This window comes from Caldibacillus sp. 210928-DFI.2.18, from assembly GCF_020554505.1.
Taxonomy (GTDB): domain Bacteria; phylum Bacillota; class Bacilli; order Bacillales; family Caldibacillaceae; genus Caldifermentibacillus; species Caldifermentibacillus hisashii.
Map to the genome: position 1 here is coordinate 1 of NZ_JAJCHL010000048.1, position 26742 is coordinate 26742.

General features: G+C 35.6%; 23 protein-coding genes. 9 read left to right on the forward strand and 14 right to left on the reverse strand.

The window, feature by feature from the left end:
- Nucleotides 1-47 precede the first annotated feature (47 nt).
- The 3 genes from LIZ98_RS10865 to LIZ98_RS10875 form a co-directional block, all read right to left on the reverse strand.
- Nucleotides 48-1016, reverse strand: a complete 969-nt coding sequence (locus tag LIZ98_RS10865) for a GAF domain-containing protein (RefSeq protein ID WP_227203048.1) — start codon at nt 1014-1016, stop codon at nt 48-50.
- Nucleotides 1017-1468: 452 nt separating this feature from the next.
- Nucleotides 1469-2569 carry a redox-regulated ATPase YchF gene (ychF, locus tag LIZ98_RS10870; RefSeq protein ID WP_227139620.1) on the reverse strand — a complete coding sequence of 367 codons (1101 nt, stop codon included), beginning with the start codon at nt 2567-2569 and terminating at the stop codon, nt 1469-1471.
- A 184-nt stretch (nt 2570-2753) separates the two neighbouring features.
- Nucleotides 2754-2948 carry a DUF951 domain-containing protein gene (locus LIZ98_RS10875; RefSeq protein WP_034773652.1) on the reverse strand — a complete coding sequence of 65 codons (195 nt, stop codon included), beginning with the start codon at nt 2946-2948 and terminating at the stop codon, nt 2754-2756.
- Between the two features lie 214 nt (nt 2949-3162).
- Here LIZ98_RS10875 and yyaC point away from each other — a divergent pair, with 214 nt between their 5' ends.
- The gene (gene yyaC / locus LIZ98_RS10880) at nt 3163-3780 is read left to right on the forward strand and encodes a spore protease YyaC (RefSeq protein ID WP_041844954.1); all 618 of its coding nucleotides are present in this window, start codon (nt 3163-3165) and stop codon (nt 3778-3780) included.
- Nucleotides 3781-3884: 104 nt separating this feature from the next.
- Here yyaC and LIZ98_RS10885 read toward each other — a convergent pair whose 3' ends face one another.
- The 11 genes from LIZ98_RS10885 to rpmH all read right to left on the reverse strand — a co-directional run bounded on the left by LIZ98_RS10885 (nt 3885) and on the right by rpmH (nt 14787).
- Nucleotides 3885-4592, reverse strand: coding sequence for a DUF554 domain-containing protein (locus LIZ98_RS10885; RefSeq protein ID WP_227139621.1), 708 nt, complete (start codon nt 4590-4592; stop codon nt 3885-3887).
- Nucleotides 4593-4813: 221 nt separating this feature from the next.
- Nucleotides 4814-5662: a ParB/RepB/Spo0J family partition protein gene (locus LIZ98_RS10890; RefSeq protein WP_041847855.1), complete on the reverse strand. Its 849-nt coding sequence runs from the start codon at nt 5660-5662 to the stop codon at nt 4814-4816.
- Nucleotides 5655-6416, reverse strand: coding sequence for a ParA family protein (locus tag LIZ98_RS10895; RefSeq protein ID WP_034773658.1), 762 nt, complete (start codon nt 6414-6416; stop codon nt 5655-5657). The genes LIZ98_RS10890 and LIZ98_RS10895 overlap by 8 nt, the downstream gene beginning before the upstream one ends.
- A 426-nt stretch (nt 6417-6842) precedes the next feature.
- On the reverse strand, nt 6843-7709 hold the full coding sequence (noc, locus tag LIZ98_RS10900; RefSeq protein WP_034773659.1) for a nucleoid occlusion protein: 867 nt from the start codon (nt 7707-7709) through the stop codon (nt 6843-6845).
- 324 nt (nt 7710-8033) lie between these two features.
- The gene (rsmG, locus tag LIZ98_RS10905; protein ID WP_227139629.1) at nt 8034-8753 is read right to left on the reverse strand and encodes a 16S rRNA (guanine(527)-N(7))-methyltransferase RsmG; all 720 of its coding nucleotides are present in this window, start codon (nt 8751-8753) and stop codon (nt 8034-8036) included.
- 56 nt (nt 8754-8809) lie between these two features.
- Nucleotides 8810-10705, reverse strand: coding sequence for a tRNA uridine-5-carboxymethylaminomethyl(34) synthesis enzyme MnmG (gene mnmG / locus LIZ98_RS10910; protein ID WP_227139622.1), 1896 nt, complete (start codon nt 10703-10705; stop codon nt 8810-8812).
- Nucleotides 10706-10723: 18 nt separating this feature from the next.
- On the reverse strand, nt 10724-12109 hold the full coding sequence (gene mnmE / locus LIZ98_RS10915; RefSeq protein ID WP_227139623.1) for a tRNA uridine-5-carboxymethylaminomethyl(34) synthesis GTPase MnmE: 1386 nt from the start codon (nt 12107-12109) through the stop codon (nt 10724-10726).
- A gap of 357 nt (nt 12110-12466) precedes the next feature.
- The gene (gene jag / locus LIZ98_RS10920; RefSeq protein WP_034773685.1) at nt 12467-13084 is read right to left on the reverse strand and encodes an RNA-binding cell elongation regulator Jag/EloR; all 618 of its coding nucleotides are present in this window, start codon (nt 13082-13084) and stop codon (nt 12467-12469) included.
- Entirely contained in the window at nt 13081-13854 is a 774-nt protein-coding gene (gene yidC, locus LIZ98_RS10925) for a membrane protein insertase YidC (RefSeq protein ID WP_227139630.1), read from the reverse strand. The genes jag and yidC overlap by 4 nt, the downstream gene beginning before the upstream one ends.
- Nucleotides 13855-14116: 262 nt before the next feature.
- A complete protein-coding gene (rnpA, locus tag LIZ98_RS10930; protein WP_227139624.1) occupies nt 14117-14476 on the reverse strand; it encodes a ribonuclease P protein component in 360 nt (119 codons plus the stop codon).
- 176 nt (nt 14477-14652) lie between these two features.
- Entirely contained in the window at nt 14653-14787 is a 135-nt protein-coding gene (rpmH, locus tag LIZ98_RS10935) for a 50S ribosomal protein L34 (RefSeq protein ID WP_034773691.1), read from the reverse strand.
- A 636-nt stretch (nt 14788-15423) separates the two neighbouring features.
- Between rpmH and dnaA the strand changes: the two genes are divergently transcribed.
- From dnaA to LIZ98_RS10975, 8 genes are all read left to right on the forward strand, one after another.
- Nucleotides 15424-16770: a chromosomal replication initiator protein DnaA gene (gene dnaA, locus LIZ98_RS10940; protein ID WP_034766745.1), complete on the forward strand. Its 1347-nt coding sequence runs from the start codon at nt 15424-15426 to the stop codon at nt 16768-16770.
- Nucleotides 16771-16988: 218 nt separating this feature from the next.
- A complete protein-coding gene (gene dnaN / locus LIZ98_RS10945; RefSeq protein ID WP_227139625.1) occupies nt 16989-18134 on the forward strand; it encodes a DNA polymerase III subunit beta in 1146 nt (381 codons plus the stop codon).
- A 334-nt stretch (nt 18135-18468) separates the two neighbouring features.
- A complete protein-coding gene (gene yaaA, locus LIZ98_RS10950) occupies nt 18469-18687 on the forward strand; it encodes a S4 domain-containing protein YaaA (RefSeq protein WP_041845512.1) in 219 nt (72 codons plus the stop codon).
- 13 nt (nt 18688-18700) lie between these two features.
- Nucleotides 18701-19810 (forward strand): DNA replication/repair protein RecF, encoded by a 1110-nt coding sequence (gene recF / locus LIZ98_RS10955; protein ID WP_227139626.1) that lies wholly within the window; start codon nt 18701-18703, stop codon nt 19808-19810.
- A 48-nt stretch (nt 19811-19858) separates the two neighbouring features.
- On the forward strand, nt 19859-21781 hold the full coding sequence (gene gyrB / locus LIZ98_RS10960; protein ID WP_041845518.1) for a DNA topoisomerase (ATP-hydrolyzing) subunit B: 1923 nt from the start codon (nt 19859-19861) through the stop codon (nt 21779-21781).
- Between the two features lie 56 nt (nt 21782-21837).
- A complete protein-coding gene (gene gyrA, locus LIZ98_RS10965; protein WP_227139627.1) occupies nt 21838-24360 on the forward strand; it encodes a DNA gyrase subunit A in 2523 nt (840 codons plus the stop codon).
- A 395-nt stretch (nt 24361-24755) separates the two neighbouring features.
- The gene (locus tag LIZ98_RS10970; RefSeq protein WP_034766754.1) at nt 24756-25016 is read left to right on the forward strand and encodes a hypothetical protein; all 261 of its coding nucleotides are present in this window, start codon (nt 24756-24758) and stop codon (nt 25014-25016) included.
- 287 nt (nt 25017-25303) lie between these two features.
- Nucleotides 25304-26407, forward strand: coding sequence for an HD-GYP domain-containing protein (locus tag LIZ98_RS10975; RefSeq protein WP_227139628.1), 1104 nt, complete (start codon nt 25304-25306; stop codon nt 26405-26407).
- Nucleotides 26408-26742 lie beyond the last annotated feature (335 nt).

The window sequence follows — 26742 nt, forward strand, 5'->3', positions numbered from 1 at the left end:
GGGCTTACATCCCCTAGCCTAAAGGCGTAGGGGTTTTACGCCCATCCTTATAAATGAATGGGGGCTGAAGTTGGTGCGACAATTTGTACTTCTTCCAATAATTGATGAAAAGTTTTGCTTCGACCTGAAACATAATGAAACTTAAAAGGATGATTAAATATTCTATGTTTAACGTAAACAAAATAGCCGATACAAGTATCTTCTTTTCGAATAGGATCACGTTTTACAATCTCCCATTTATCATTTGGAAGAGCACTTAGCTTTTTTCCAATATAGGCTTCAGGTTCATCTACTAGTTCAGGGGATATGTGTAAAATGGTCATGGAGGAGTTGCAAAGTATTCCTGCTTGTTTTTTACTAGAAAAATATTGTAACATATACTTCTGTTCTTCAAATACTTTCCTTTGCAATGCTTCTGAAATAAACTCCGCAATCAATTGAACGGTAAATAAAAAATCCTCTTTCTTCGGATAATGTGCAGGCATTGATAAATCGACTACCCCTACAACTTCTCGATTTTCTCCAAAAACGGGAGATGCGACACAGCTCCAGTTGTGCGAGGCTCTGGCAAAATGTTCGTATCCGTGAATAAAATTTGCCTCTTTTGTTCGTAAAGCGATTCCAATTGAATTCGTTCCAACCATCGATTCTGTCCATTGATATCCTTGTGAAAACCGGATTTCACGTGCATGTTCTTTCAAATGCTCATTGCCTGACTGCCATAAAATATAGCCGTCAGCATCTGTCAACACAAGAATAAAATCAATATTTTTCAAAAGAAATTGGAATCGATTTAAACTTTTCTTTGCTAAAGAAACCATAGTCTCATGATCTCTTAATCTTTTTTGAAAATCGCTCGTCGTAAGAAATCGTTTGCCAATTCCATCTTTAGGATTGACTTTGAATTTTTTACTAAGTTGCCAAGAATCGATAATTGTTTTATCAATTATAAATGAATCGAGTGAATTTTCAAGGACATATTTCTCCCAAATTTGCTGCATTTCCATACAACTCATATACCCCCCCTAATTTCTAACTATATTATACACTAGAAAAATCCCTGAATTAAACCAAACGGTATTTGGGGATGTAATAAGTTTTCCTTGGTGTATTAACACACCAGTGTAATTAAAAATCCCAGTTTGAATATTCTCTCCAAACTTGCTTTTATTCTGCTTTTTCTGTCTTGGTCGACGGATGCGGGTAGTGAAATGAGCAAGGGAAAAGAAGGGCCGGGGCTCGATGTCACCGGGGCTCGATGTCATTTTTCATTGTTTCGCAACTCCATTTGTCCTCGAGAGCCGGTCTTTTTTCAAGTCAATCGATACTTTTTTTGGCATTGAGAGCGGGTGTCGTGGTCTTTTCTCCATTCTTCAATGCATTATTTGACTCCGAGAGATGGTCTCGATGCTTTTTTTCATTTTTTCACAGCTTCATTTGGCTTCGAGACCGTTCTCAACCTGCAATTTTATACATTGAACCGAAAATGCATAATGTCTCCATCTTGGACAATATAATCTTTTCCCTCTAAGCGAACCTTTCCGGCTTCTTTAGCCTTATTAAATGATCCGTATGCGACTAAATCATCGTAGGATACCGTTTCCGCCCGAATAAAGCCTCTTTCAAAATCACTATGAATGATTCCGGCACATTGAGGCGCCTTCATTCCTTTTTTAAATGTCCAGGCTCGAACCTCTTGAACCCCGGCAGTAAAAAATGTCGCCAATCCTAAAAGATGGTAAGCTTTTCGAATCATTTGATCCAATCCGGACTCTTGAATACCTAATTCTTGAAGAAATGCTGCTTTTTCTTCCGGTTCTAATTCGGCAATTTCTTCTTCAATTCTTGCACAAATAACAACAACTTCCGCATGGTCTTTCTCGGCAAAGTCCTGTACTACTTGGACATATTTATTTTTATTTGCATTTGCAACATCATCTTCCCCGATATTTGCAACATATAAAACAGGTTTCATCGTTAAAAGTTGAAAACCTCTCACTATTTTTTGTTGTTCTTCATTGAATTCAATCGTTCTTGCAGGAAGTTCATTTTCAAACGTTTCCTTTAACATGGTTAAAATTTCATATTCAGCTTGAGCCTCTTTATTTTTTTGCTTTGCCAATTTCTCAACACGGGCAATCCTTTTCTCCACTGTTTCCATATCAGCAAGAATTAATTCGAGATTGATGGTTTGAATATCATCAAGCGGATCGACCCTGCCGGCCACATGGGTAATGTTTTCATCATCAAAACAACGAACAACATGACAAATGGCATCCACTTGGCGAATATTAGCCAAAAATTTATTCCCTAATCCTTCACCTTTACTTGCTCCTTTGACAATACCGGCAATATCGGTGAACTCGAACGTCGTTGGTATCGTTTTTTTCGGTTGATACATTTCTGTCAACTTATCTAAACGGGCATCCGGAACTTCAACGACCCCTACATTCGGATCGATTGTTGCAAATGGATAGTTTGCTGCCTCTGCACCCGCTTGGGTAATTGCATTAAAAAGTGTCGATTTCCCAACATTCGGTAAACCGACAATACCTGCTGTTAAAGCCATTTATTTCACTCCTAATATATGATTTCATCTGATCAAAACTTAATGGTTAGAAAAATCAAGTATCGAACAGAACAAATTATAATGAATACTGGATTTCATGTAAAACCTTTTTGGGTGACAATCAAAAATTACCTTTTCATAATGACAAGAATTGCCGTGGTAATTAACATTTACATCATGAAAATTAATCAGCATGATCAATGACTTTTTTCATTTTCCTTACAAATTCTTTTCTTGGTAAAAGGACACTGTGAGAGCAGCCTAGACATTTAATCCGAATATCCATGCCTAACCGAATGATTTTCCAACGGTTTGTACCACAAGGATGTTGTTTTTTCATTTCAACAATATCATTCAACTGAAATGTCTTCTCTTCCATTTTCAAACTCCTCCACATTTTATTACTCTTTCCCCAAGAAAGGATATTCAATCATAAAAACACGCTACATCATATTTAAATAATTATAGCATAATCCTCTCTACAATAAGTAATTTAAACAAATTAATTTCCCAATTTTGTTCCTCCATGTATAAAAAACTTTAAATCTAACTAAACTTATAATACAAATGATTACCGGTAAAGGTGGGAAAATATGTTTAGAACCGGGTTTATAAAAGGAAAAAGTGATTTGAAAATAGATTGGCAGGATCGTTTCGCAGCCAGCAAACTCGCTAATGCATTACTATCATTTTTACCAAATGATTTTTCAGTTCCAATTGTTTTTATTTGTATAGGTACGGACCGATCAACCGGAGATTCACTGGGACCACTGGTCGGCAGTCTTGTTACGGAAAGAAATTTACCCGGAAATTTTTATGTTTTTGGAACTTTGGATGAACCTATTCATGCCATTAATTTGACCGAAAAACTGGATATGATTGAGAGTCGTTTTAACAATCCTTTTATTATCGGTATCGATGCCTGTTTAGGCCATAGTAAAAATGTGGGGACCATTCATATTAAAAACGGTTCGTTAAAACCGGGTGCAGGTGTTAATAAAACATTGCCGGCTGTTGGTGATATTCATATGACCGGAATTGTAAATATCAGTGGATTTATGGAGTATTTTGTATTACAAAACACTAGATTACATCTTGTTATGAATTTAGCAAAAACGATGGCAGAAGGAATTTATAAAGCCGGTTTACTTTACCATTTTGAACAAATGTCTAAAGCACAAACACTATCTTTGAACGAAGATACTGTTTAAATGGGCGAATGGAGAAGTTCCGGCATTTAGTAAGATGGGGAAGCTTAGGTGGGAGAATGAATTTATCCATCTACCTATCAGTGGGGATACCGATTCCCCACTGACTAATATTTAAAAAAGCCTACAATTGATACCAACACAGCAATCACGATCAAACCGGGTAACAGATTTGCTACTTTAATTTTCGTTATTTCTAAAATATTTAACCCTATGGCTAGAATCATAATTCCCCCTGTTGCAGTCAGCTCCAAAATGAAAATATCCATTACCTGTTCGGGAATCAACCGATTCATTTGGTTTGCGAATAAAGCGATGAAACCTTGATAAAGAAAGACCGGTATACTGGAAAAAACGACACCTAAACCAAGCGTACTTGTCAACATAATTGCTGTAAAACCATCAATAACCGCCTTTGTATAAAGGACTTGATGATCACCGCGAATTCCGCTATCTAGCGCACCAACAACCGCCATTGCCCCGATCACAAAAATAAGTGTGGCTGTTACAAAACCTTGGGCGATATTTCCTTTTGATTTCCCTCCAACTTTCTTCTCAATCCAGATTCCAAACTGATTTAATTTTTCCTCTAAACATAACCATTCCCCAATAACAGCCCCTAAAACAATACTAATGATCACATATAGAAAATTACTGCTTTTAATTCCCATTTGGATTCCTAAAACGGAAACAGTTAAACCGATCCCCTTCATAATCGTATTTTTCATTGATTCAGGGATATTTGCTAATAACCGCCCGATCAGTGAACCAATAATAATAAATAGTACATTGACAATTGTTCCCCATAATGCCATAATTTCACCTACAAATTTTTTAAAAGAATAAATGTATCTTTTATACTATCATATCTTTTCGTATCTCTACCATCTGTAAAAATAAAATAGTTTTTCCGCTCCATAATAGAATAAAAAAATTCTCAAATGAAGAAACGTATGAATTACCGAAGTTGACAGGGTATTTCTCGGCATCCTTCCGTTCCTAATGTAAAAAAATAAGTCACTATACATGACTTATTCTACGAGTCCGAATTCAAAATTTCTAAAATACGGTTTAAATCGTCTTTAGAAAAAAATTGGATTTCTATTTTCCCCTTGTTTTTTGATTGTTTAATATTAACAGTTGTTCCAAATCTTTCACGTAAATATGTTTCTTGTTCGATTAAAAAGATATCTTTCTTTTCTTTTTGATTTTTTGTTTCACGTGGAACATTTTTATTCAAGTTGTTGACAAGTTGTTCCAATTGCCGAACATTTAATTGTTCTTTTATTACTTTGTCTACAACAGGTTTTATTTTATCCTTTTTCTTTAATCCGAGCAGTGCACGACCATGGCCCATTGACAATTTACCATCAATAATCAACTGCTGAATTTCCTTTGGTAAAGAAAGTAGGCGAACATGATTTGCGATATGCGGTCTACTTTTTCCCAATCTTTTTGCCAATTGTTCTTGAGTGATGTGCAGCTGATCCATCAACATTTGGTAAGCTGCCCCTTCTTCAATGGGGGTTAAATCTTCTCTTTGTAAATTTTCTAATACTGCTAATTCCATCATTTGCTGGTCATTCAAATCTCTTACAACAACCGGAACGATGTCCAACCCCGCCATTTTCGCAGCACGGTAGCGACGTTCACCAACAACAATTTCATATCCTTTTATACTTTTGCGAACAATTAAAGGCTGAAGGATACCATGTTCAAGAATGGATTGCTTTAATTCTTCAATCGCTTCATCCGAGAAAATTTTTCGTGGCTGATACGGATTTGGTCGTAATTCTTTAATATTTACTTCTTGAACGATTTCTTCTTCTTCTAATTTAACATTTGAAAACAAAGAATCTAACCCTTTGCCAAGACCTTTAGCCATTCACCACCACTTCCTTTGCTAATTCTAGGTATACTTCTGCACCCCTAGATCTTGGATCATAAATGATTATTGGTTTACCATAACTCGGTGCCTCACTTAGTCGGACATTTCTTGGAATAATTGTATTAAAAACCTTATTTTGAAAGTATTTCTTTACTTCATCAATCACTTGGATTCCTAAATTTGTTCGGGCATCCAGCATCGTTAAGAGAACACCCTCTATTTTTAAATCACTGTTTAAATGTTTTTGTACAAGACGAACTGTATTCAGTAACTGACTCAGACCTTCCAAGGCATAATATTCACATTGCACCGGGATCAGAACAGAATCTGCTGCCGTCAATGCATTTAAGGTTAATAGTCCTAAAGATGGTGGACAGTCGATAATAATATAATCAAACTGATCCTTTACTTGTAATAGAGCATGTTTCAATCTCATTTCCCTTGAAATCGTTGGTACTAATTCAATTTCCGCTCCCGCTAACTGAATCGTTGCAGGGATGACAAATAAATTTTCAACTTGAGTAGAAAGAACAACATTTTTCGTATCTTCATCATCAATTAAAATATCATATATACATTTTGAAACATCAGCTTTTTCTATACCTATCCCACTTGTTGCGTTACCTTGTGGGTCTACATCGACAAGCAATACTTTTTTTCCAATATAAGCTAAACAGGCAGACAAATTAACAGATGTTGTCGTTTTTCCTACTCCGCCTTTTTGGTTAGCAATTGCAATAATCTTACTCACAGTTTCACCTACCTTAAAACTTAAAACTTATTCTATTTTACCATGAAAATGAGAAAAAAACTTTTCATTTCTATAAATAATCATTGGCATTTAATCATATGAAATTTTACCATTCTAGTAGTTTTATTGGCTAATACTGATATTTTTAAGATTCACAAAAAAATTTTCAATAAAAAAAAGACTGAACCAAGCAGTCTTTTCATATACGTTAAGAAAGTTTTAAATTTCCAACAAAGATGCCCTATGCGGCCCAGTTGGAAATTTTAAGAATTACAGATTAGCACACAAGGAAAGCATAGAAAGCATAAACTCCCTATAAAAAAAGCCATCACTTTATCAATAAATGCATCGCAGCCGAAAACATGGTATCTTTTTTTTTTTTTGCACTGACGCCCGCGTTTTCCTTCCATAACAAATTCTATTAATCTATGATTTCTTTTTAGGAATGCGAATGGTGATTTGATAAAAATCATCGAGCTCTTCCTCAACCGAGTCAACATTAATTCCACTTTTATGTACCATTTGCAAAGATTGTCTGATTGTATTAACCGCGATTCTGACGTCTTTACTAAAAGAAATCCGCTTTGGTTTCGGCTTCGCATCCTGTGATAATAGTTTATTAATTCTTTCTTCCGTTTGTTTTACGTTTAAATTTTTTTCGATTACCTCGTTAAAAACCTTTAACTGTTTTTCTTCATCTTTTAGTGGCATCAATGCCCGGGCATGTCGTTCAGTAATCGTTTTCGACAATAAAGCTTCTTGAATTGGTTGGGGGAGCTTGAGCAACCGAAGTTTATTCGCAACCGTCGATTGGCTTTTTCCAAGACGTTGAGCTAAAGCTTCTTGCGTTAATTCATGAATTTCAATCAATTGATTGTAGGCAATTGCTTCTTCAATCGGTGTCAGTTCTTCTCTTTGTAAGTTCTCAATTAAAGCAATCGAAGCCGTTTGTTTATCGTTCATATCTTTAATAATGGCAGGAACATATTCCCAACCTAATTTTTTTATGGCCCGATAGCGTCTTTCTCCAGCAATAATTTCATACTGATCATGGTCCAGTTGGCGAATGACAATTGGTTGGATCATCCCATGTGTATGAATCGTCCGTGCTAATTCATCAATTTTTTCTTCATCAAAAATCGTTCGGGGTTGAAACCGATTAGGAATAATTTGTTCGACTGGAACTTTAACGATTTCCTCTCTGTCAACGTCTAATAAAGTTTCTTTTTCTTCATCCATATTTGTCTCCAACTTTTCAGTAACCCCAAATATACGTGATAATGGATGTTTCATTATTCTTCACCATCCTTTTAAAACTCCCTGGCCTTGAAGAAACTTGTTTAATATATCGTCAGCACCCAAAAAGACATGTTTCTACAAAAACTTACTCCATAGCGAACATTTGTGCTATTCAAATGATTATTCATCTTGTACCTAGTGTAAAGCCTTTTTAGAGTGTTTATCATTAGTCAGAACTGATCCAATCAAAAAATGATATCTCCATCCATAAAATAACCGTAGTATACTTATATACATATTTCTCTATTTCCCGCCAAGTTCCTTCTTATTCGAATCAAATTTTGTAAATTTATGAAAGAACATGTTTTGTTTCTTTTATTATAAAGGATTTTTCGTTGGAACGCCCGGTTTTCTCGGGTATTTTTTTGGTGTTGGTTTTGCTTTATGGATATGGATGATGGTCCGTTCACTATTTTCAAAAGGCAAAATGAAAGATTGTACCCCGGAAATATTTCCTCCGAGCGTCATAATTGCCTTTTTCCCCTCTTCCAATTCTTCTTCTCCACTTGCTCCCTTTAAAGCAATGAAATACCCGCCCGGTTTTACTAAAGGTAAGCAAAATTCACTTAGGATTGACATTTTGGCCACTGCTCGAGCAGTTACCAAGTCATACTTTTCCCGGTGTTGCGGATTTTGACCGAATATTTCTGCTCGATCGTGGTATAAATGGACATCTGTTAATTTTAATGTTGTCACTAATTCTTCTAAAAAATTTATTCGCTTATTTAAGGAGTCTACAATGGAAACTTGAATATGAGGAAAGGCGATTTTCAAAGGAATACTCGGAAAACCGGCACCTGCACCTACATCACAAACAGTAAAATTTTCAGCCAGTGACCATGGAAATTCCCTAACGATCGTCAAAGAGTCATAAAAATGTTTTAAGAAAACCTCTCCCTTTTCTGTAATGGCTGTTAAATTCATTTTTTCGTTCCAATGAATTAAAGTTTGATAATATAATTCAAATTGATGAAGCTGCTCATCCGTTAAATGAATATGCAACTTTTCTAATTCTGATAGAAATTGTTCTCTATTCAATTTGCTCACTCTTTCCGAGGAAGTTGTTTTCACTTTAGCCAATGAGCAACATTTTGTTACTCATTGGCGACGCGGGCAATTTTTCCTTGTTCCAAATATATGAGTAAAATCGATATATCAGCCGGATTGACTCCTGATATTCTTGATGCTTGAGCCAACGTTAATGGATGAACTTTTTTTAAGTTTTCTCTTGCTTCATTCGCCAACCCTTGAATCGCATCGTAATCAATATTGAGTGGGATTTTTTTATCTTCCATTTTCTTGAGCCGCTCAACTTGTTGTAAAGCTTTACTAATATAACCTTCATATTTGATTTGAATTTCGACTTGTTCTTCAATCTCAGGTGATAATTCTTCTTCTGCCGGGATTAATTTTTTTAGATAATCATACTTCATTTCCGGTCTTTTTAGTAAATCACTTGCCAAAATCCCGTCTTTCAATTCACTTCCGCCGATACTTTTGATTAATTCTTGCGTTTTTGCATTTGGTTTGATTCTGGTTGCATGTAACCTTTTTATTTCCCGGTCAATTTTTTCTTTTTTCTCAAGAAATCGTTGGAACCGTTCTTCACTAATTAACCCAAGCTTATATCCAAGATCCGTAAGACGTAAATCAGCGTTATCGTGACGTAGTAATAATCGATATTCTGCTCTTGACGTTAACAGACGATAAGGCTCAACCGTACCTTTTGTCACCAGGTCATCGATTAATACACCGATATAGGCTTCCGACCGTTTTAAAATCACTTCTTCTGTTTTGCCGAGCGCACGTAAGCCTGCATTAATTCCTGCCATTAATCCTTGTCCGGCCGCTTCTTCATAACCGCTTGTTCCATTAATTTGTCCCGCTGTATACAGATTTTTAACTGCTTTTGTTTCCAAAGTCGGCCATAACTGTGTTGGAATGATTGCATCATATTCAATCGCATAACCGGTTCGCATCATTTTTGCATTTTCTAATCCCGGTATCGTTTTTAATAATTCGTGTTGCACCTCTTCCGGAAGGCTTGTAGAAAGGCCTTGTACATAGACTTCTTCTGTATTTCTCCCTTCAGGTTCCAAAAAGATTTGATGACGCGGTTTATCATGGAAGCGAACAACTTTATCTTCAATGGATGGACAATATCTTGGTCCTCTGCCTTTGATCATCCCGGAAAACATTGGGCTGCGGTGTAAATTAGCATCAATTAATTTATGACTTTCTTCTGTTGTATACGTTAGCCAACAAGGCAATTGATTGGTAATCTCCTCCATTGTTTCATAAGAGAATGTTCGCGGATGTTCATCACCCGGTTGGATTTCCGTTTTTGAATAATCGATTGTATTTCCATTTACCCGTGGCGGCGTACCCGTTTTAAAGCGAACTAAATCAAAACCGAGTTGTTCTAAATGCTCGGAAAGTTTTATGGAAGGTTGTTGATTATTCGGTCCGCTCGAATATTTTAATTCACCAATAATTATTTCTCCGCGTAAAAACGTTCCTGTTGTGACAACGACCGTTTTTGCACGGTAAATGGCTCCTGTTTTTGTTATAACACCTTGACATTCACCATCTTCAATAATTAATTGTTCAACCATTCCTTGGATTAATTCCAGATTCTCTTGATTTTCTAACATTTTTTTCATTTCTTGTTGATACAATACTTTATCTGCTTGAGCCCGTAATGCCCGGACGGCAGGACCTTTCCCGGTATTGAGCATGCGCATTTGAATGGCTGTTTTATCAATAACTTTTCCCATTGCTCCGCCTAAAGCATCGATTTCCCGAACAACAATACCTTTTGCCGGACCGCCGATTGACGGATTACAATACATGAAAGCGATCATATCAAGACTAATCGTTATTAAAGCAGTTTTTGCACCCATTTTCGCTGTTGCTAGAGCCGCTTCACACCCGGCATGTCCGGCCCCTACAACAACGACATCATATTCTCCCGCTTCATATGTTTTCATTTTCTAACCTCCATTCCCCTACTTTCCTAAACAAAATTGGGAAAATAATTTATTAATTAATTCATCGTGGACACTTTCACCAATAATTTCGCCCAACAGTTCCCACGTTTTCGTCATATCAATTTGGACAATATCAATTGGAACTTCCATCCCAATTCCATCTAATGCATCATTTATTGATTGCAACGCTTGATTCAGTAACCCAATGTGGCGTGCATTCGATACATATGTTAAGTCATCCGTTTCCAGATTACCGGCCATATACATGTTTGAAATCATTGTTTCCAATTCTTCAATTCCTTTATCATCTTTGACCGAGATTTTGACAATTTTCCGACCGCGAGCCTTCCTCTTTACCTCATTAAAATCGATTTTTTGAGGCAAGTCTACTTTATTGACAACAATAATCGCATCCATTCCCTCGATTGTGTCAAATAAATGAATGTCCTCCTCTGTCAACGGTTCATTATTATTCAGCAAAAATAAAATTAAGTCCGCTTCCCGCAAAACTTGCCGGGACCGTTCGACACCGATTTTTTCAACCACATCCTCCGTGTCACGAATTCCGGCTGTGTCAATTAACTTTAATGGGACGCCATGAATATTTACATATTCTTCAATCACATCTCTTGTTGTCCCCGGTATATCTGTAACGATCGCTTTATTTTCATGGACAAAGCTGTTTAATAACGAAGATTTGCCGACATTTGGCCGCCCGATAATTACGGTTTTTATTCCTTCCCGTAAAATTTTTCCCTGCTTCGCTGTCTCAAGCAACTTCTCAATTTCTGATTTGACATATAACGCCTTTTCTTTAAAAAGTTTATGTGTCATTTCTTCTACATCATCATACTCCGGATAATCAATATTTACTTCAACCTGGGCTAAAACTTCCAACAGTTCTTGCCGCAATCTCTTAATTTTTTTCGATAACCGACCTTCCAATTGTCCAATCGCATTCGTCATTGCTTTATCGGTTTTTGCTCTGATTAAATCCATAATTGCTTCCGCTTGTGATAAATCAATCCGCCCATTTAAAAATGCCCTTTTTGTGAATTCACCCGGTTCAGCTATACGGGCACCGTGGGTTAATACTAATTGCAGGACGCGATTTACGGACAATAAACCACCGTGACAGTTGATTTCAACTACATCCTCACGTGTAAATGTTTTCGGAGCTCGCATTACCGAAACCATTACTTCCTCAATGGTCTTTTGTTCTTTAGGATCATAAATATGACCATAATGGATCGTATGAGACGCTACCTCTTGCAATTTTTTTTCTGATGGACTTTGGAATATTTGATCAATAATATTTATTGCCTCCGGACCCGAAATCCGAACAATCCCAATCGCTCCCTCACCAAGCGGAGTCGATATCGCTGCAATTGTATCTATATCCATGCTTTCCTCACCTTTTACTAAATCTATTTTATTATACTCTCCCGGTCGCACCAATCTCTATACTATATTAACGAAAATATTTCTTATATATCATCCAATTTATGTTTTATCTCATTCATTTTAACTTATCCACATGTTGATAACAATTATTATACTGTTTGATTAAAATTTGTGCACATGTGGATGATTAAATTTTTTTGGTCAACAAGTAGAATTCGTATGCTTCAAAGAAACTTTTCCTTTCTTAACGTAAAATAAGGGTCAAGCATAGCGATACAAAAACCAATCTGATAAACTTGGTTTCTTTGTATGGCCAGCTTGACCCCTTTATCTCATTTTTCATTTTATCGTTTTGACCTATTTTGGTGAAATGACCAGATGCCGATGCGGGTCCGTTCCAACTGAATATGTTTTTATTTTTTCATTATCAGCCAGTGCCGCATGAATGATTTTCCGTTCAAAAGAAGGCATCGGTTCCAAGGAAATTTCCTTTTTTTCTTTAATTACTTTATTAGCCAAACGATTTGCAAGTAATACCAGCGTTTCTTCCCGTTTTTCACGGTAATTTTCCGCATTTAAAATGACATTCATAAACTCTTCACTGAATCGATTTAATACGACTTGAGTCAATATTTGTAAAGCGTTCAATGTTTGTCCTCTTTTACCAATTAAAAGCCCAGTTTTATCACTGTTCAATTGAAAATATACATATTTTCCATCTATCGTCGATTCAATATTAACCTCCACGTCCATTTGCTTACATACATCAGATAAGAATTGTTTCGCTTCCATCACCGGATCAACATTAACCGTTAACTTAACAATCGCAAGCCGAGAACCAAAAATACCGAAAATCCCTTTTTTTCCCTCATCAATCACTTTTATATCTACTTTCTCTCTTGAAACCTTTAATTGACTAATTCCTTTTTCAATCGCTTCTTCAACAGTTTGGCCGGTAGCCGTTAGTTCCTTCACTTTTTCCTGCCTCCCGTGCGTCCAGCAACAGCTGGTTGAGTAGTAATATTTGTAATCTCAGGTGTTTGAATAAAATAAGATTGAATGATAGAAAAAATATTTCCAACAATCCAGTATAAAGGTAACGCTGATGGTAAATATAAAGAAAAGATAATAATCATAACCGGCATTAACCAAAGCATCATTACAATTTGCGGATTTCCTTCCTGCCCTTTCGTCATTACTTTTTGTTGAATAAAAGTGGAAACACCTGCAAGAATGGGTAGTAGAAAATATGGGTCCGGAGATGCTAATTCAAACCATATAAAGGAATTCCCTTTCAGTTCCTCTGTCCGCATAATCGCTTGATAGAACCCTAGCAAAATCGGCATTTGAATGAAAAGAGGCAAGCACCCTGCCATCGGATTTATATTATATTTTTCCATCAATAATAATCGCTCTTGTTGTAATTTTTGCCGGGTCATTGCATCTTTTGATTTATATTTTTCTTGTAATTTTGCCAGTTCCGGTTGTATTACCTGCATGGCCTTCGTACTTTTTATTTGTTTTATCATCAATGGTAAAATGGCAAGACGAATCAAAACAGTTATTAAAATTATCGATAAACCGTAGCCCAAAGGTTCCCCAAAAAATTGAGCTGTTTCTACCATTAACCATGATAAAGGGTAAACAATTAATTCATTCCAAACTCCCGTGGAATCCTTTGTAATCGGCTCATTAATTTCTGTACAACCACTTAATAGGACGGTTGTCAACAACAGTATAATCATGGACCTGAATTTATCGTTCACTCACCCAATTCCCCCTGTTTTCGATTATCATAAAAATGCTACCAATTATTGACATAAAAATGTCCCTCTCCCATAATCTTCCCCTTTTTCGATGAGAGCCCTTGACTTGCCGTTAATAGTGGGTAAAAGCGTCCAAATGTTTCATTATCATTTGTATTTTACCATTTTTCATAAGTATTTTGATAGACTTTCCTATTAAATTCGTTGTTAATATTATTTTATCCAAAAAAAACCATTCACATTACGGGTTGGATGAAAAATTTCGCGGTAAAGCTTTTGCTATTTTTAACACATGGATCAAGCTGCTTTTTGCTTGATGGTAATTCATGTCACGAACAGGTTTCCTAGCAATAACAATGTAGTCATTTTTCGCATCTATATCATTCTGTAATTCCAAAAATGCCTGCCTTACATATCTTTTTATCTGATTTCGGGTAACGGCATTCCCTATTTTTTTACTGACGGACAGGCCAAGCCGGAAATGGTTGACTGAATTATTTTCATACAAATAGACGATAAATTGCCGATTTGCAAAGGAACGTCCATTTTTAAAAATGAGTTGAAAATCTTTATTGCTTTTAATCCGATAGTCTTTTTTCACAGAAAACACCTACATATTTAGATTAAACTGTCCCTGCCCGAATAAATAAATTTTATTTTTAATGTATAAGCATACAATGTCAAAAAACTTTGGACAAGTTTTATTGTTAGGCTCCAAAAAAGCTGCAAAACAGCACTTCCTTCTTTTATAAAAAAGACCACTGAATGGTCAGTGGCCTATGCAGATAGTACTTTTCTTCCTTTACGACGACGGCGAGCTAATACTTTACGGCCGTTTTTCGTACTCATTCTTTCACGAAATCCATGTACTTTACTTCTTTTTCTTTTATTTGGTTGATACGTTCTTTTCATATATGACACCTCCCTATGAGGAAACAACTCACGACAGTCTTTACTATTATAAAAACAATGACATTGGAATGTCAAGCACCGAAAAATCACTTTCCGATATGTTTATCCTACATCATCAACATCAATTAATGGAGAAAATCGATGATAAATTGACCGATCAGTCAATTAGCTAGTCGATATTTTGACTAATCGGTCACAAGCATAATCCCTCTCCCATCGATTCTTCCTCCTTACAAGTCAAAAATGATTCCTCTGTTGTGGATATTTTTTCGACAAGCATTGACATAAATCCACAAGATATCGACAACTTTTTCACATAGGCGCAACTTGTGGATATTTTTATTTTAACAGATCAGTTATTTTGTGGATATTTACCGTAAACCATTGCAGAATAAGGTATATTTTGATATGATGAATTGTGTTTTAACTATGGATAATTAATCGTTAATTATAACTTATCCACAAATTGTTAATAACATGTGAATAAGTTATTCTATATCTCTGGATTTTTTTATCCACAACCGTGAAAAATGTTGACAAGTAATTTTTTTCCTATATTATAATTTATCCACAAATAAAACAACTGTCTTGGTGAACGGACCATGAAGTAAACAGGTCAAGGAGGTAGAGCGGCCATTGGAAAATATCGATGACCTTTGGGGAAAAACGTTAAATGTCATTGAAAAGAAAATAAGTAAACCGAGTTTTGAAACTTGGCTTAAGTCAACCAAGGCCATTGCATTAAACAAAAACACGTTAATTGTTGAAGCACCCAATGATTTTGCAAGGGAATGGCTTGACGGGAATTATAAAGAAATCCTTACAGAAATTTTATATGAATTAATCGGAGAAAATATGTCATTAAAATTTGTCATTCCTGAATCCAATATGGATGACCCGATAATGGTTTCGCCAGCGAATAAAAAACCAGCAAAACCGGAAGTTATAACTGACTCCGCACAACATATGTTGAACCCCAAATATACATTTGAGACATTTGTCATCGGATCAGGTAACCGTTTTGCTCACGCTGCTTCACTGGCTGTCGCTGAAGCACCGGCAAAAGCATATAATCCCCTTTTTATTTACGGCGGTGTGGGCCTCGGAAAAACCCATTTAATGCATGCGATCGGACATTACGTTTTGGAACATAACCCCATGGCAAAAGTGGTGTATTTAACTTCGGAAAAATTTACTAATGAATTTATTAATTCGATCCGCGACAATCGGCCGGATGACTTTCGCAATAAGTATCGTAATGTAGATATTTTACTTATCGATGATATCCAATTTTTAGCCGGAAAAGAATCAACCCAAGAGGAGTTTTTCCATACGTTCAATACATTGCATGAAGAAAATAAACAAATTATTATTTCGAGTGACAGACCGCCAAGAGAAATACCTACATTGGAAGATCGCTTACGTTCCCGCTTCGAATGGGGATTAATCACGGATATTACTCCACCGGATTTAGAAACACGGATTGCCATCCTAAGGAAAAAGGCAAAAGCGGATGGACTAGATATACCGAATGAAGTTATGTTATATATTGCGAATCAAATCGACTCGAACATCCGTGAACTGGAGGGTGCGTTAATCCGTGTCGTTGCTTATTCGTCTTTGGAAAATAAAGATATTAATGCAGATTTAGCCGCAGAAGCTTTGAAGAGTATCATCCCTAGCTCCAAGCCAAGAGTCATTACAATTCAAGATATCCAAAGAGTTGTCGGTGAACAATTTGGCGTAAAATTAGAGGACTTTTCTGCAAAAAAACGAACAAAGTCGATTGCCTTCCCTAGACAAATAGCCATGTATTTATCGAGAGAGCTGACCGATTTCTCATTGCCGAAAATTGGCGAAGAATTTGGCGGAAGAGACCATACTACTGTCATTCATGCCCATGAAAAAATATCAAATTTAATAAAAACCGATCCACAATTTCAAAAACAAATTCAAGAGTTGGAAAATAAATTGAAAATCTAAGTATTTTATACAACTACCATTTTCCTAAATACAATTCTTTATTTATAATAGAATTGTGCACATTGTTGATAAATTTTCAAAAGCATGCACAGTCTGTCCACATGTGGATAGACTGTATTTTACATTCGTGTTGCCACTTATCCACAAATCCACAGTCTATATTACTATTACTTCTTTATTTTTATTTTTAAATATAATTATATATTGGAGGATGAAAAATGAAGTTTCTCATTCAAAAGGAGCGATTATCGAAAAGTATCCAAGACGTAATCAAAGCGGTCGCATCACGAACAACCATTCCGATTTTGATTGGAATAAAAATTGATGCGACTGATGAAGGAGTTGCTTTAACAGGAAGTAACTCGGATATATCGATTAAATCATTCATCCCAAAAGAGGAAAATGATTCGGAACTGGTCGATATTATTGAACCAGGTTCGATTGTTTTGCATGCTCGCTTCTTTAGTGAAATTGTAAGAAAATTACCCGATTCTATTATAGAAATAACGGTCGATGATCAATTTAAAACCGTCATACATTCAGGAAATGCAGAATTTGTCATTCATGGACTGGATGCAGAGGAATATCCTCGTCTTCCGATCATTGATAGTGAACATAGTTTTACAATGCCGGCGGATTTATTGATTACGTTAGTTAAACAAACGGTCTTTGCTGTTTCACAATCGGAAACAAGACCGATTTTAACCGGTATTCATTGGGTTTTCGAAAATAATGAACTAATTGCAGTCGCCACAGATAGTCACCGACTCGCTTTAAAAAAAGCAACTTTACAAACAGAATTTGCCAATAACCAAGCTTATAATATTGTCATTCCAGGTAAAAGCTTAAGTGAATTAATAAAAATTTTAGAAGATAATAATCAAACATTGGTTGAAATCTTTGTTACCACGAATCAAATTTTATTTAAAGCGAAAAATCTTTTATTTTATTCACGATTGTTGGAAGGAAAATACCCGAATACAGCAAAATTAATTCCGACTGATAATAAAACAAAGGTGAAAATTAACACAAAAGAGTTTCTCCAAGCTGTCGATCGTGCTTCACTGTTGGCACGTGAAGGAAAAAATAATGTCGTGAAATTTACGACAATGGAACAGAATATGATCGAGATCACTTCTTACACGCCGGAAATTGGAAAAGTGGTTGAAAAAGTAAAAAGTTTATCTATTGAAGGGGAAGAAATAAAAATCTCGTTTAGTGCAAAATATATGATTGACGCTTTACGAGCCATCGATGGATCTGAAGCCACGATTTACTTTACCGGAACGATGCGTCCTTTTGTTATCAAAACAGATCAAGACGAAACCATTTTACAATTAATTTTACCGGTAAGAACATTTTAGAAAGCAATCAGTGGACACTCATTGACTAGTGAAGGAATCCCACCTCGATTTGAGTGAATGGGGAAGACGGGTGGGATAAGAGCTTTTCTGCAATCGGCGGGGATATTGGTTCCCTGCTGATTGCAGTTTTAATCTATTTATTCCTGTATGTTACAATAATTAGGGGCTTTCCCCTTTTGATTTTACCCCTAATTACTGCCTTATTTCCCTCAAAATAAACCATCAATTGTTCGATAAAGAGCAAAATGACTATTCAAGAAAACATCATGGACTTTGTTTCTTTTTCAGATATTTAGTAAAATAGAATTTAGAGTATTTGAAAGGATCGGTAACAATGGCAAATGAGTTGAAGATTGACACAGAATATATTACACTTGGTCAGTTTTTAAAAATGACAGATTTTGTAAGTTCCGGTGGTATGGCCAAATGGTTTTTGAAAGAAAATGAAGTGTTAGTTAACGGTGATTATGAAAATCGCCGCGGAAGAAAACTGCGCAATGGTGATTGTATTGACATAAATGGTGATTCTTTTATTATCATTCAAAGCTCTTAAAGGATGTAAATCAATGCATATTAAACGACTGGATTTAAAAAATTTCAGAAATTATAATCAATTAAGTATTCCTTTTGAGAACAAAGTAAATGTTATTATTGGTGAAAATGCACAAGGAAAAACAAATTTGCTGGAAGCCATTTATGTACTGGCTCTGGCTAAATCACATCGAACCTCAAATGATAAAGAACTCATCCATTGGGACAAAGATTATGCTAAAATAGAAGGATGGGTAGAAAAAAAAAATAATACGATTCCCCTCGAATTGCTCATTACGAAAAAAGGCAAAAAGGCAAAATGTAATCATCTGGAACAAGTAAGACTAAGCAAATATATCGGAAATATAAATGTTGTTATGTTTGCTCCAGAAGATCTCAATCTTGTTAAAGGAAGCCCGGGAATAAGAAGAAGATTTATTGATATGGAAATTGGCCAAGTTTCCCCTGTTTATTTAAATAATATTAGTCTCTACCAAAAAGTATTACATCAACGAAATCAATATTTAAAATTATTGCAGTCAAAAAAACAAACCGATATGACGATGCTCGATATTTACACGGAGCAGCTAATTGAATTTGCCGTAAAAATCATTAAGAAGAGATTTGAATTTTTACATTTACTACAAGAATGGGCAAAAACCATTCATTTTAGCATTTCCAGAGGATTGGAAAATTTACAGATCTACTATAAACCTTCTGTAGATGTATCGGAAGAGGACGATTTGTCGAAAATGATTAATAAATATCAAGATAAATTTATTAATCAAAAACAAAAAGAGATTGAGCGAGGTATGACTTTGTTTGGTCCTCATCGCGATGATCTTCTGTTTGAAATAAATGGTCGGGATGTTCAAACATTTGGATCACAAGGACAACAACGTACAACAGCATTATCTGTTAAGTTAGCTGAAATTGAGTTAATTAAAAGTGAAATTGGGGAATTTCCGGTTCTCCTATTAGATGATGTACTGTCCGAACTGGATGACTATAGACAATCTCACTTATTAAGTACAATTCAAGGGAAAGTACAAACATTTGTAACCACAACTAACATAGACGGTATTCACCATGAAACATTGACGAAAGCCAGCATATTTCAAGTAAATAATGGCAATTTGATTTGATCGTGAAGAATAGAGATTTTGGAGAAAGTTAGGTGACAGATTTTGACAATGGAAGAAAAACAAATTCAGGAAACTTCCTACAACGCAGACCAAATCCAAGTACTAGAAGGTTTGGAAGCAGTAAGAAAACGCCCGGGTATGTACATCGGTTCAACCAGTTCAAGAGGTTTGCATCATCTTGTTTGGGAAATTGTTGATAATAGTATAGACGAAGCACTGGCCGGCTTTTGTACCCAAATTGATGTGATCATAGAAGAAGACAATAGCATTACTGTTAAAGATAATGGACGTGGTATCCCTGTTGACATCCAAGAAAAATTAGGAAGACCGGCTGTTGAAGTTATTCATACTGTTCTTCATGCCGGCGGAAAGTTTGGCGGCGGTGGATATAAGGTGTCAGGGGGTCTCCATGGTGTTGGTGCTTCCGTCGTTAATGCATTATCAAGTGAATTTGAAGTATATGTTCATCGAAACGGAAAAATCCATTATCAAAAATATTCCCGTGGTTTGCCGTTATTTGACTTAAAAGTAGTTGGGGAAACCGATCATACCGGGACAACAACTCATTTTACACCGGATCCGGAAATTTTCACTGAAACAGTTGAATTTGACTTCGATACATTGGCAAAAAGAATTCGCGAACTGGCCTTTCTAAATAAAGGCTTAAGAATAACCCTTGAAGATAAACGGGGGGAATACCGAAAAGAGGAATTTCACTATGAAGGTGGAATTAAATCTTATGTTGCCAGTTTAAATAAGTCAAAAACTGTTTTGTTTGAAGAACCGATCTATATTGAAGCTCATCGAGACGGTATTCAGATAGAAATATCCATCCAATACAATGATGGGTACACAAGTATTATTTATTCTTTTGCCAATAATATTCATACGTATGAAGGCGGTACCCATGAATCCGGTTTTAAAGCGGCTTTAACAAGGGTTATTAATGACTATGCCCGTAAAAATGGGATTTTAAAAGATAAAGACGAAAATTTATCAGGAGAAGACGTGCGAGAAGGCATTGTCGCCATTATCTCGATCAAACATCCAAACCCGCAATTTGAAGGGCAAACAAAAACAAAATTAGGAAATTCTGAGGCAAGAACGATTACGGACGCTCTTTTCTCAGAAGCATTTGAGAAATTTTTATTAGAAAACCCAAGTGTAGCAAGAAAAATTGTCGATAAAGGAATTTTAGCTGCACGTGCCAGACTGGCTGCAAAAAAGGCCCGTGAAGTGACCCGCCGTAAAAATGTTCTTGAAATATCTAGCTTGCCGGGGAAACTGGCCGACTGCTCATCAAATGATGCGTCTATATGTGAGCTCTACATCGTTGAGGGAGATTCTGCGGGTGGTTCGGCAAAACAAGGACGGGATCGTCATTTCCAAGCAATTTTGCCGCTCCGAGGGAAAATTTTGAATGTCGAAAAGGCAAGATTAGATCGGATTTTATCCAATAATGAGGTCCGTTCCATGATTACGGCGATCGGAACCGGGATCGGTGAAGACTTTGATATATCGAAAGCCCGGTATCATAAAATTGTTATTATGACAGATGCTGATGTTGACGGTGCCCATATCAGAACATTATTATTGACATTTTTCTACCGCTTTATGAGACAAATTATTGAAGCGGGTTATGTATATATTGCCCAACCACCTCTGTATAAGGTCCAACAAGGAAAGCGGGTTGAATATGTTTATAATGATAGCCAACTGGAAGACGTTCTGAAATCTTTGCCTGGTAGTCCAAAGCCCGGTATTCAGCGTTACAAAGGTTTAGGTGAAATGAACCCGGAACAATTATGGGAAACAACGATGGATCCGGCAAATCGTACACTTTTGCAAGTCCAATTAGATGATGCAATTGAAGCGGACGAAACTTTTGAAATGCTGATGGGGGAACAGGTTGAACCAAGGAGAAAATTTATTGAAGACAATGCAGTTTATGTCAAAAATTTGGATATATAATGAAAAATTAATTGAAGTGTAAATTTCCTGAATGGGAAAAGGAGGTTCGCTATTTAATGGCTGAAACACCCAGTTCAAAAGTTAATGAAAGAAGAATAACGGAGGAAATGCGGACATCTTTTTTAGATTATGCAATGAGCGTTATTGTGTCCCGCGCCCTTCCTGATGTCCGTGACGGTCTCAAACCGGTTCAAAGACGTGTTTTATATTCGATGAATGATTTAGGTAATACAGCTGATAAACCCCATAAAAAAAGTGCCCGTATTGTCGGAGATGTAATTGGTAAATATCATCCGCACGGGGATTCGGCAGTTTATGAAACGATGGTGCGGATGGCCCAAGATTTCAACTTACGGTATCCGTTAGTCGATGGTCATGGTAATTTTGGCTCCATCGATGGTGACTCTGCAGCAGCTATGCGTTACACAGAGGCGAGGATGTCCAAAATTGCAATGGAAATGCTGAGGGATATCAATAAAGATACCATTGATTATCAAGATAACTATGACGGTCAAGAAAAAGAACCGGTTGTACTGCCATCGAGATTTCCAAATTTATTAGTGAATGGGACAACCGGTATTGCCGTTGGTATGGCTACCAATATGCCTCCCCATCAAATTGGTGAAGTGATTGATGGGCTTATCGCATTAAGCCATAATCCTGATATTTCCATTGAAGAATTAATGCAATTTATACCGGGTCCTGATTTTCCAACAGGTGGATTAATCTTAGGAAGAAGCGGCATTCGAAAAGCCTATATGACCGGTAAAGGTTCCATTACCACACGGGCAAAAGTCAATATTGAAGAAATGGCTCATGGTAAACAAGCCATTGTTGTTACAGAAATTCCGTATATGGTTAATAAAGCGCGATTGATTGAAAAAATTGCCGAACTTGCCAGGGAAAAACGAATTGACGGAATTACGGCATTACGTGATGAATCCGATCGTCAAGGTATGCGGATTGTCATGGAACTCCGAAAAGACGTGAATGCCAATGTGTTATTAAATAATTTGTATAAGCATACAGCCCTGCAAACTACTTTTGGGATCAATAACCTTGCCCTTGTGAACGGTCAACCGAAAGTCCTTAATCTTAAACAATTGCTATACTATTATTTGGAACATCAAAAGGAAATTATCACAAGAAGAACGCAATATGAATTAAGAAAGGCAGAAGCACGGGCTCATATTTTAGAAGGTTTACGTATTGCTCTCGACCATATTGATGAAGTGATAAATTTAATTCGCAGTTCACAAACAACCGATATTGCCAGAGAAGGATTAATGACTCGTTTTGGTCTTTCGGAAAAACAAGCTCAGGCAATTTTGGATATGCGTCTGCAACGTTTGACAGGTTTGGAGCGGGAGAAAATTGAAGAAGAATATGCGGAACTTGTTAAATTAATTGCTGAATTAAAGGCAATTTTAGCAGATGAGGAAAAAATACTGGAAATTATTCGTGAAGAATTAACTGCAATTAAAGAAAAATATAATGATGAGCGCCGTACGGAAATAACAACTAGTGGGGACGAGGAAATTGATGATGAAGATTTAATTCCGGAAGAATCCGTCATTATTACCTTAACAAGAAAAGGATATATTAAGCGGACTCCATCTTCCACCTATCGTACACAAAAACGCGGTGGTCGCGGAATTCAAGGCATGGGAACAAATGAGGATGATTTTGTCGAAAATTTAATTACCACTTCTACCCATGACACGATATTATTTTTCACAAATAAAGGCAAAGTTTATAAAATCAAAGGATATCGCATTCCTGAGTATTCAAGAACAGCCAAAGGTTTGCCTATAATCAATTTAATAGAAATTGAAAAAGATGAATATATTAATGCAATGATTCCTGTGCAAAAATTAGATAATGAAGCTTATTTATTTTTTACAACAAGACAAGGAATTTCCAAGCGGTGCCCGTTATCATCCTTCGCAAATATTCGTAACAACGGACTAATTGCTATCCATCTGCGTGAAGGAGACGAATTAATTTCTGTTCGTCTAACCGATGGAAATAAGCATATTATCATCGGTACGAAAAAAGGAATGCTGATCCGCTTTGTTGAAACGGATGTTCGTTCAATGGGTCGGACTGCCTCAGGGGTAAAAGGAATTACTTTGGGTAAAGATGATGAAGTAATTGGCATGGAAATTTTAGAGGAAGATCAAGATGTTTTAGTTGTTACGGAAAAAGGATATGGAAAACGGACCCATGCTTCTCAATACCGTATTCAAAATCGCGGCGGTAAAGGGATTCGTACATGCAATATTCAGGAAAAAAATGGACAACTCGTGGCCATGAAATCAGTCTCAGAAAATGAAGACATAATGATTATTACCGATAACGGGATCATTATTCGAATGGCGGTTTCCGGAATTTCCAGAATCGGTCGAAATGCAATGGGCGTAAAATTAATTAAACTTACGGATGACAGTACAGTTACCGCTGTGGCAAAAGTGGAAAAGGATGATGAGTCTCAAACTGATCAACCGATAACGGCTGATACCGAAACAGATAGCTCACCAGCAGGAACAGAACAAATAGATAATGAATCTGATGATTGATTGCTAAAATGCTCAATCAAGAGAAATTGTATTGTTACTGGATTTTTATATAACCGGTGATCAATACGTATAAATAAATAATTGAGGCAGCTCTTCTTGTATGGGCTGTCTTTTTTTACCTGGGGTCTCTATTTATGATTTGGGTCTTTCGAATGAGCCTGAAATCTAAATGATGAAAAAACATAACATAAGATGTTTAAAGAAACAAAACTTCCACAAGTGATACAGGAGCATAGTATTACCCGCCAGGAATTTTGCTTGGCGTAGAACTAAATCACCCGTCTGAGTTCAGAATGTAAACCATATATTTCAACCAAAGATAACAATAATTTTATGTTGAAAATTAATTAGAATTGGATTATTTTAAAAATATATGTATTAAAGTGGGTGATATTTTGGAAATTAATACGTGGGCAGCAGAGTTACAGTCAAACCGGATGGAAGATTATGCGGATGATTTAAGAAGATTGAAAAGCAATTTGAACGATCTGGAAGGTAATCTTACATTTGTTAACCAAATTAAAGGATTTAAGGATGATTTTCAGCAAATGACTCAATTGATAAAACAATATTTTAAATTTTTAAAGACCACTGCAAAATTATATCGTAACACACAAAAAGAAATCGTTTCCGCAGCTAAAAGTTTAATTAACTAAATCAATTTCGAAATGTAATTTTTACAACCATCATAATATCACAAAGTATTCTTGCCCTTATAAAAATTTAAAATAAATAATTTTATAATTAATCAATGTTTCTAGTTTAATAGAGAATGTTGAGGTATCAGGGTTTAAGGCAATTTTACTAATTTAGGGTAAAATCCAGCTCACCAGGAAAAACTGTAAATTTATAAAAGAAATATAAAAAAATGAAAGAAAAAATCCGATTATAAATAATAGAATGCATTGTACAATTTTATAACTTAATAAAGGATGAAGAATTAATGAAAATGCGAGTTTCTCAATTGAAACCAGAAGCAGGTCTACGGCTAATTGAAAATGTTAACGGGTTAACGAAAAAACCGATTGTCCCGAAAGATACAATAATTACAAATGAAGTTATTGATGTTTTAAATGCATTTGCAGTCAAAGAAGTAGAGGCAGTAAAAGTAGATAACAGTGAAAAATTAATTAAGAAAAAGGCAAAAAATCATCAAATTGATCCCATATCTGAATCTAAGCAAAATGATAAAAAATTGTTGTATTTTCAGCAACATTATCAGGAAGTCGTTAAGGAGTATAAAAAAGAGTTTCAACGTTGGCAATCCGGAGGTACAGTAGATATTAGTATTATAAGGAGATTGGTGATTCCTCTTTTTGAACAATTAGAAAAGGAACCTATCCATGTTTTATTTCTACAAAATTATATTGAAAATGTGCAAGATTATATTTATCACCATGCCATATCAGTCGGATTGATTTCCGGGTATTTAGCAAAAAGATTAAATATGAACCGTGGAGAATGTTTTCAGGTTACATTAGCAGGTTCTTTATGTGATTGTGGAATGGCAAGGGTAAATCCGGGAATACTAAACCAAAATATTATAAATAATGATGATCAAAGAGAAATTAAACTTCATCCAACATATAGTTATAAAATGCTTCAAAAAATACCTTCATTAAGTACAAGTGCAAAGTTAGCTGTTTTAAAGCATCATGAAAGAATTGATGGAAGTGGTTATCCCTTAAAGGAGAAAGGGAAGAATATACATCTTTATGCAAAAATAATAGCAATAGCAGATGTATATCATGCTTTAATTTGTAACCGCATTTATAAAACAAAGGTTTCTCCTTTTAGAGCAATTGAAATAATGACAAGAGAAATGTTTGGAAAACTGGATGTTTCCGTATTACAAACATTAACAAATTGTTTAATGCCATTATCAATGAATATGCTTATTAAATTATCTACTCATCAAATTGGTAAAATATTATTTATTGATCATCGTTATCCGACAAGACCCGTAATTCAACTAGTTGAGAGTAATGAAGTCATTCAACTTAATGAACAGAATGATATTTCAATAAAGGAAATATTAAATAACTGACCGATCTCCTTCACATTCTGTTTTTATTTAGAGAATGTCTTGTTAAATGATTGTTAGTTTAAGGATTGGCATAAGTGGAAACTCAAAAATATAGTGTCCTGTTAATTTTGACTATATTGGCTTAGTAAGATTAGTAAATGTTTTTAAAAATAGTATTGACACTAACTAATTTCGATGTTATTATTTAAAAGTCGCTTTTAAAAGCAGAAAAAAATATTATTATAAAAATAAATAGTAGTTGACAATCAATAATATTAAATGTATAATAATATAGCTGCTTAATTGAACCTTGAAAACTGAACAAGACAAAGCGTTTTAATAAACCATTTAAGTCA

Excerpts from the sequence above, each read along its gene's own strand:
- LIZ98_RS10865 (WP_227203048.1), bottom strand. The coding sequence starts at position 1,016 with ATGAGTTGTATGGAAATGCAGCAAATTTGGGAGAAATATGTCCTTGAA.
- ychF (WP_227139620.1), bottom strand. The coding sequence starts at position 2,569 with ATGGCTTTAACAGCAGGTATTGTCGGTTTACCGAATGTTGGGAAATCG.
- LIZ98_RS10875 (WP_034773652.1), bottom strand. The coding sequence starts at position 2,948 with ATGGAAGAGAAGACATTTCAGTTGAATGATATTGTTGAAATGAAAAAA.
- yyaC (WP_041844954.1), top strand. The coding sequence starts at position 3,163 with ATGTTTAGAACCGGGTTTATAAAAGGAAAAAGTGATTTGAAAATAGAT.
- LIZ98_RS10885 (WP_227139621.1), bottom strand. The coding sequence starts at position 4,592 with ATGGCATTATGGGGAACAATTGTCAATGTACTATTTATTATTATTGGT.
- LIZ98_RS10890 (WP_041847855.1), bottom strand. The coding sequence starts at position 5,662 with ATGGCTAAAGGTCTTGGCAAAGGGTTAGATTCTTTGTTTTCAAATGTT.
- noc (WP_034773659.1), bottom strand. The coding sequence starts at position 7,709 with ATGAAACATCCATTATCACGTATATTTGGGGTTACTGAAAAGTTGGAG.
- mnmG (WP_227139622.1), bottom strand. The coding sequence starts at position 10,705 with ATGAAAACATATGAAGCGGGAGAATATGATGTCGTTGTTGTAGGGGCC.
- mnmE (WP_227139623.1), bottom strand. The coding sequence starts at position 12,109 with ATGGATATAGATACAATTGCAGCGATATCGACTCCGCTTGGTGAGGGA.
- yidC (WP_227139630.1), bottom strand. The coding sequence starts at position 13,854 with ATGATTATACTGTTGTTGACAACCGTCCTATTAAGTGGTTGTACAGAA.
- rpmH (WP_034773691.1), bottom strand. The coding sequence starts at position 14,787 with ATGAAAAGAACGTATCAACCAAATAAAAGAAAAAGAAGTAAAGTACAT.
- dnaN (WP_227139625.1), top strand. The coding sequence starts at position 16,989 with ATGAAGTTTCTCATTCAAAAGGAGCGATTATCGAAAAGTATCCAAGAC.
- yaaA (WP_041845512.1), top strand. The coding sequence starts at position 18,469 with ATGGCAAATGAGTTGAAGATTGACACAGAATATATTACACTTGGTCAG.
- recF (WP_227139626.1), top strand. The coding sequence starts at position 18,701 with ATGCATATTAAACGACTGGATTTAAAAAATTTCAGAAATTATAATCAA.
- gyrB (WP_041845518.1), top strand. The coding sequence starts at position 19,859 with ATGGAAGAAAAACAAATTCAGGAAACTTCCTACAACGCAGACCAAATC.
- gyrA (WP_227139627.1), top strand. The coding sequence starts at position 21,838 with ATGGCTGAAACACCCAGTTCAAAAGTTAATGAAAGAAGAATAACGGAG.
- LIZ98_RS10975 (WP_227139628.1), top strand. The coding sequence starts at position 25,304 with ATGAAAATGCGAGTTTCTCAATTGAAACCAGAAGCAGGTCTACGGCTA.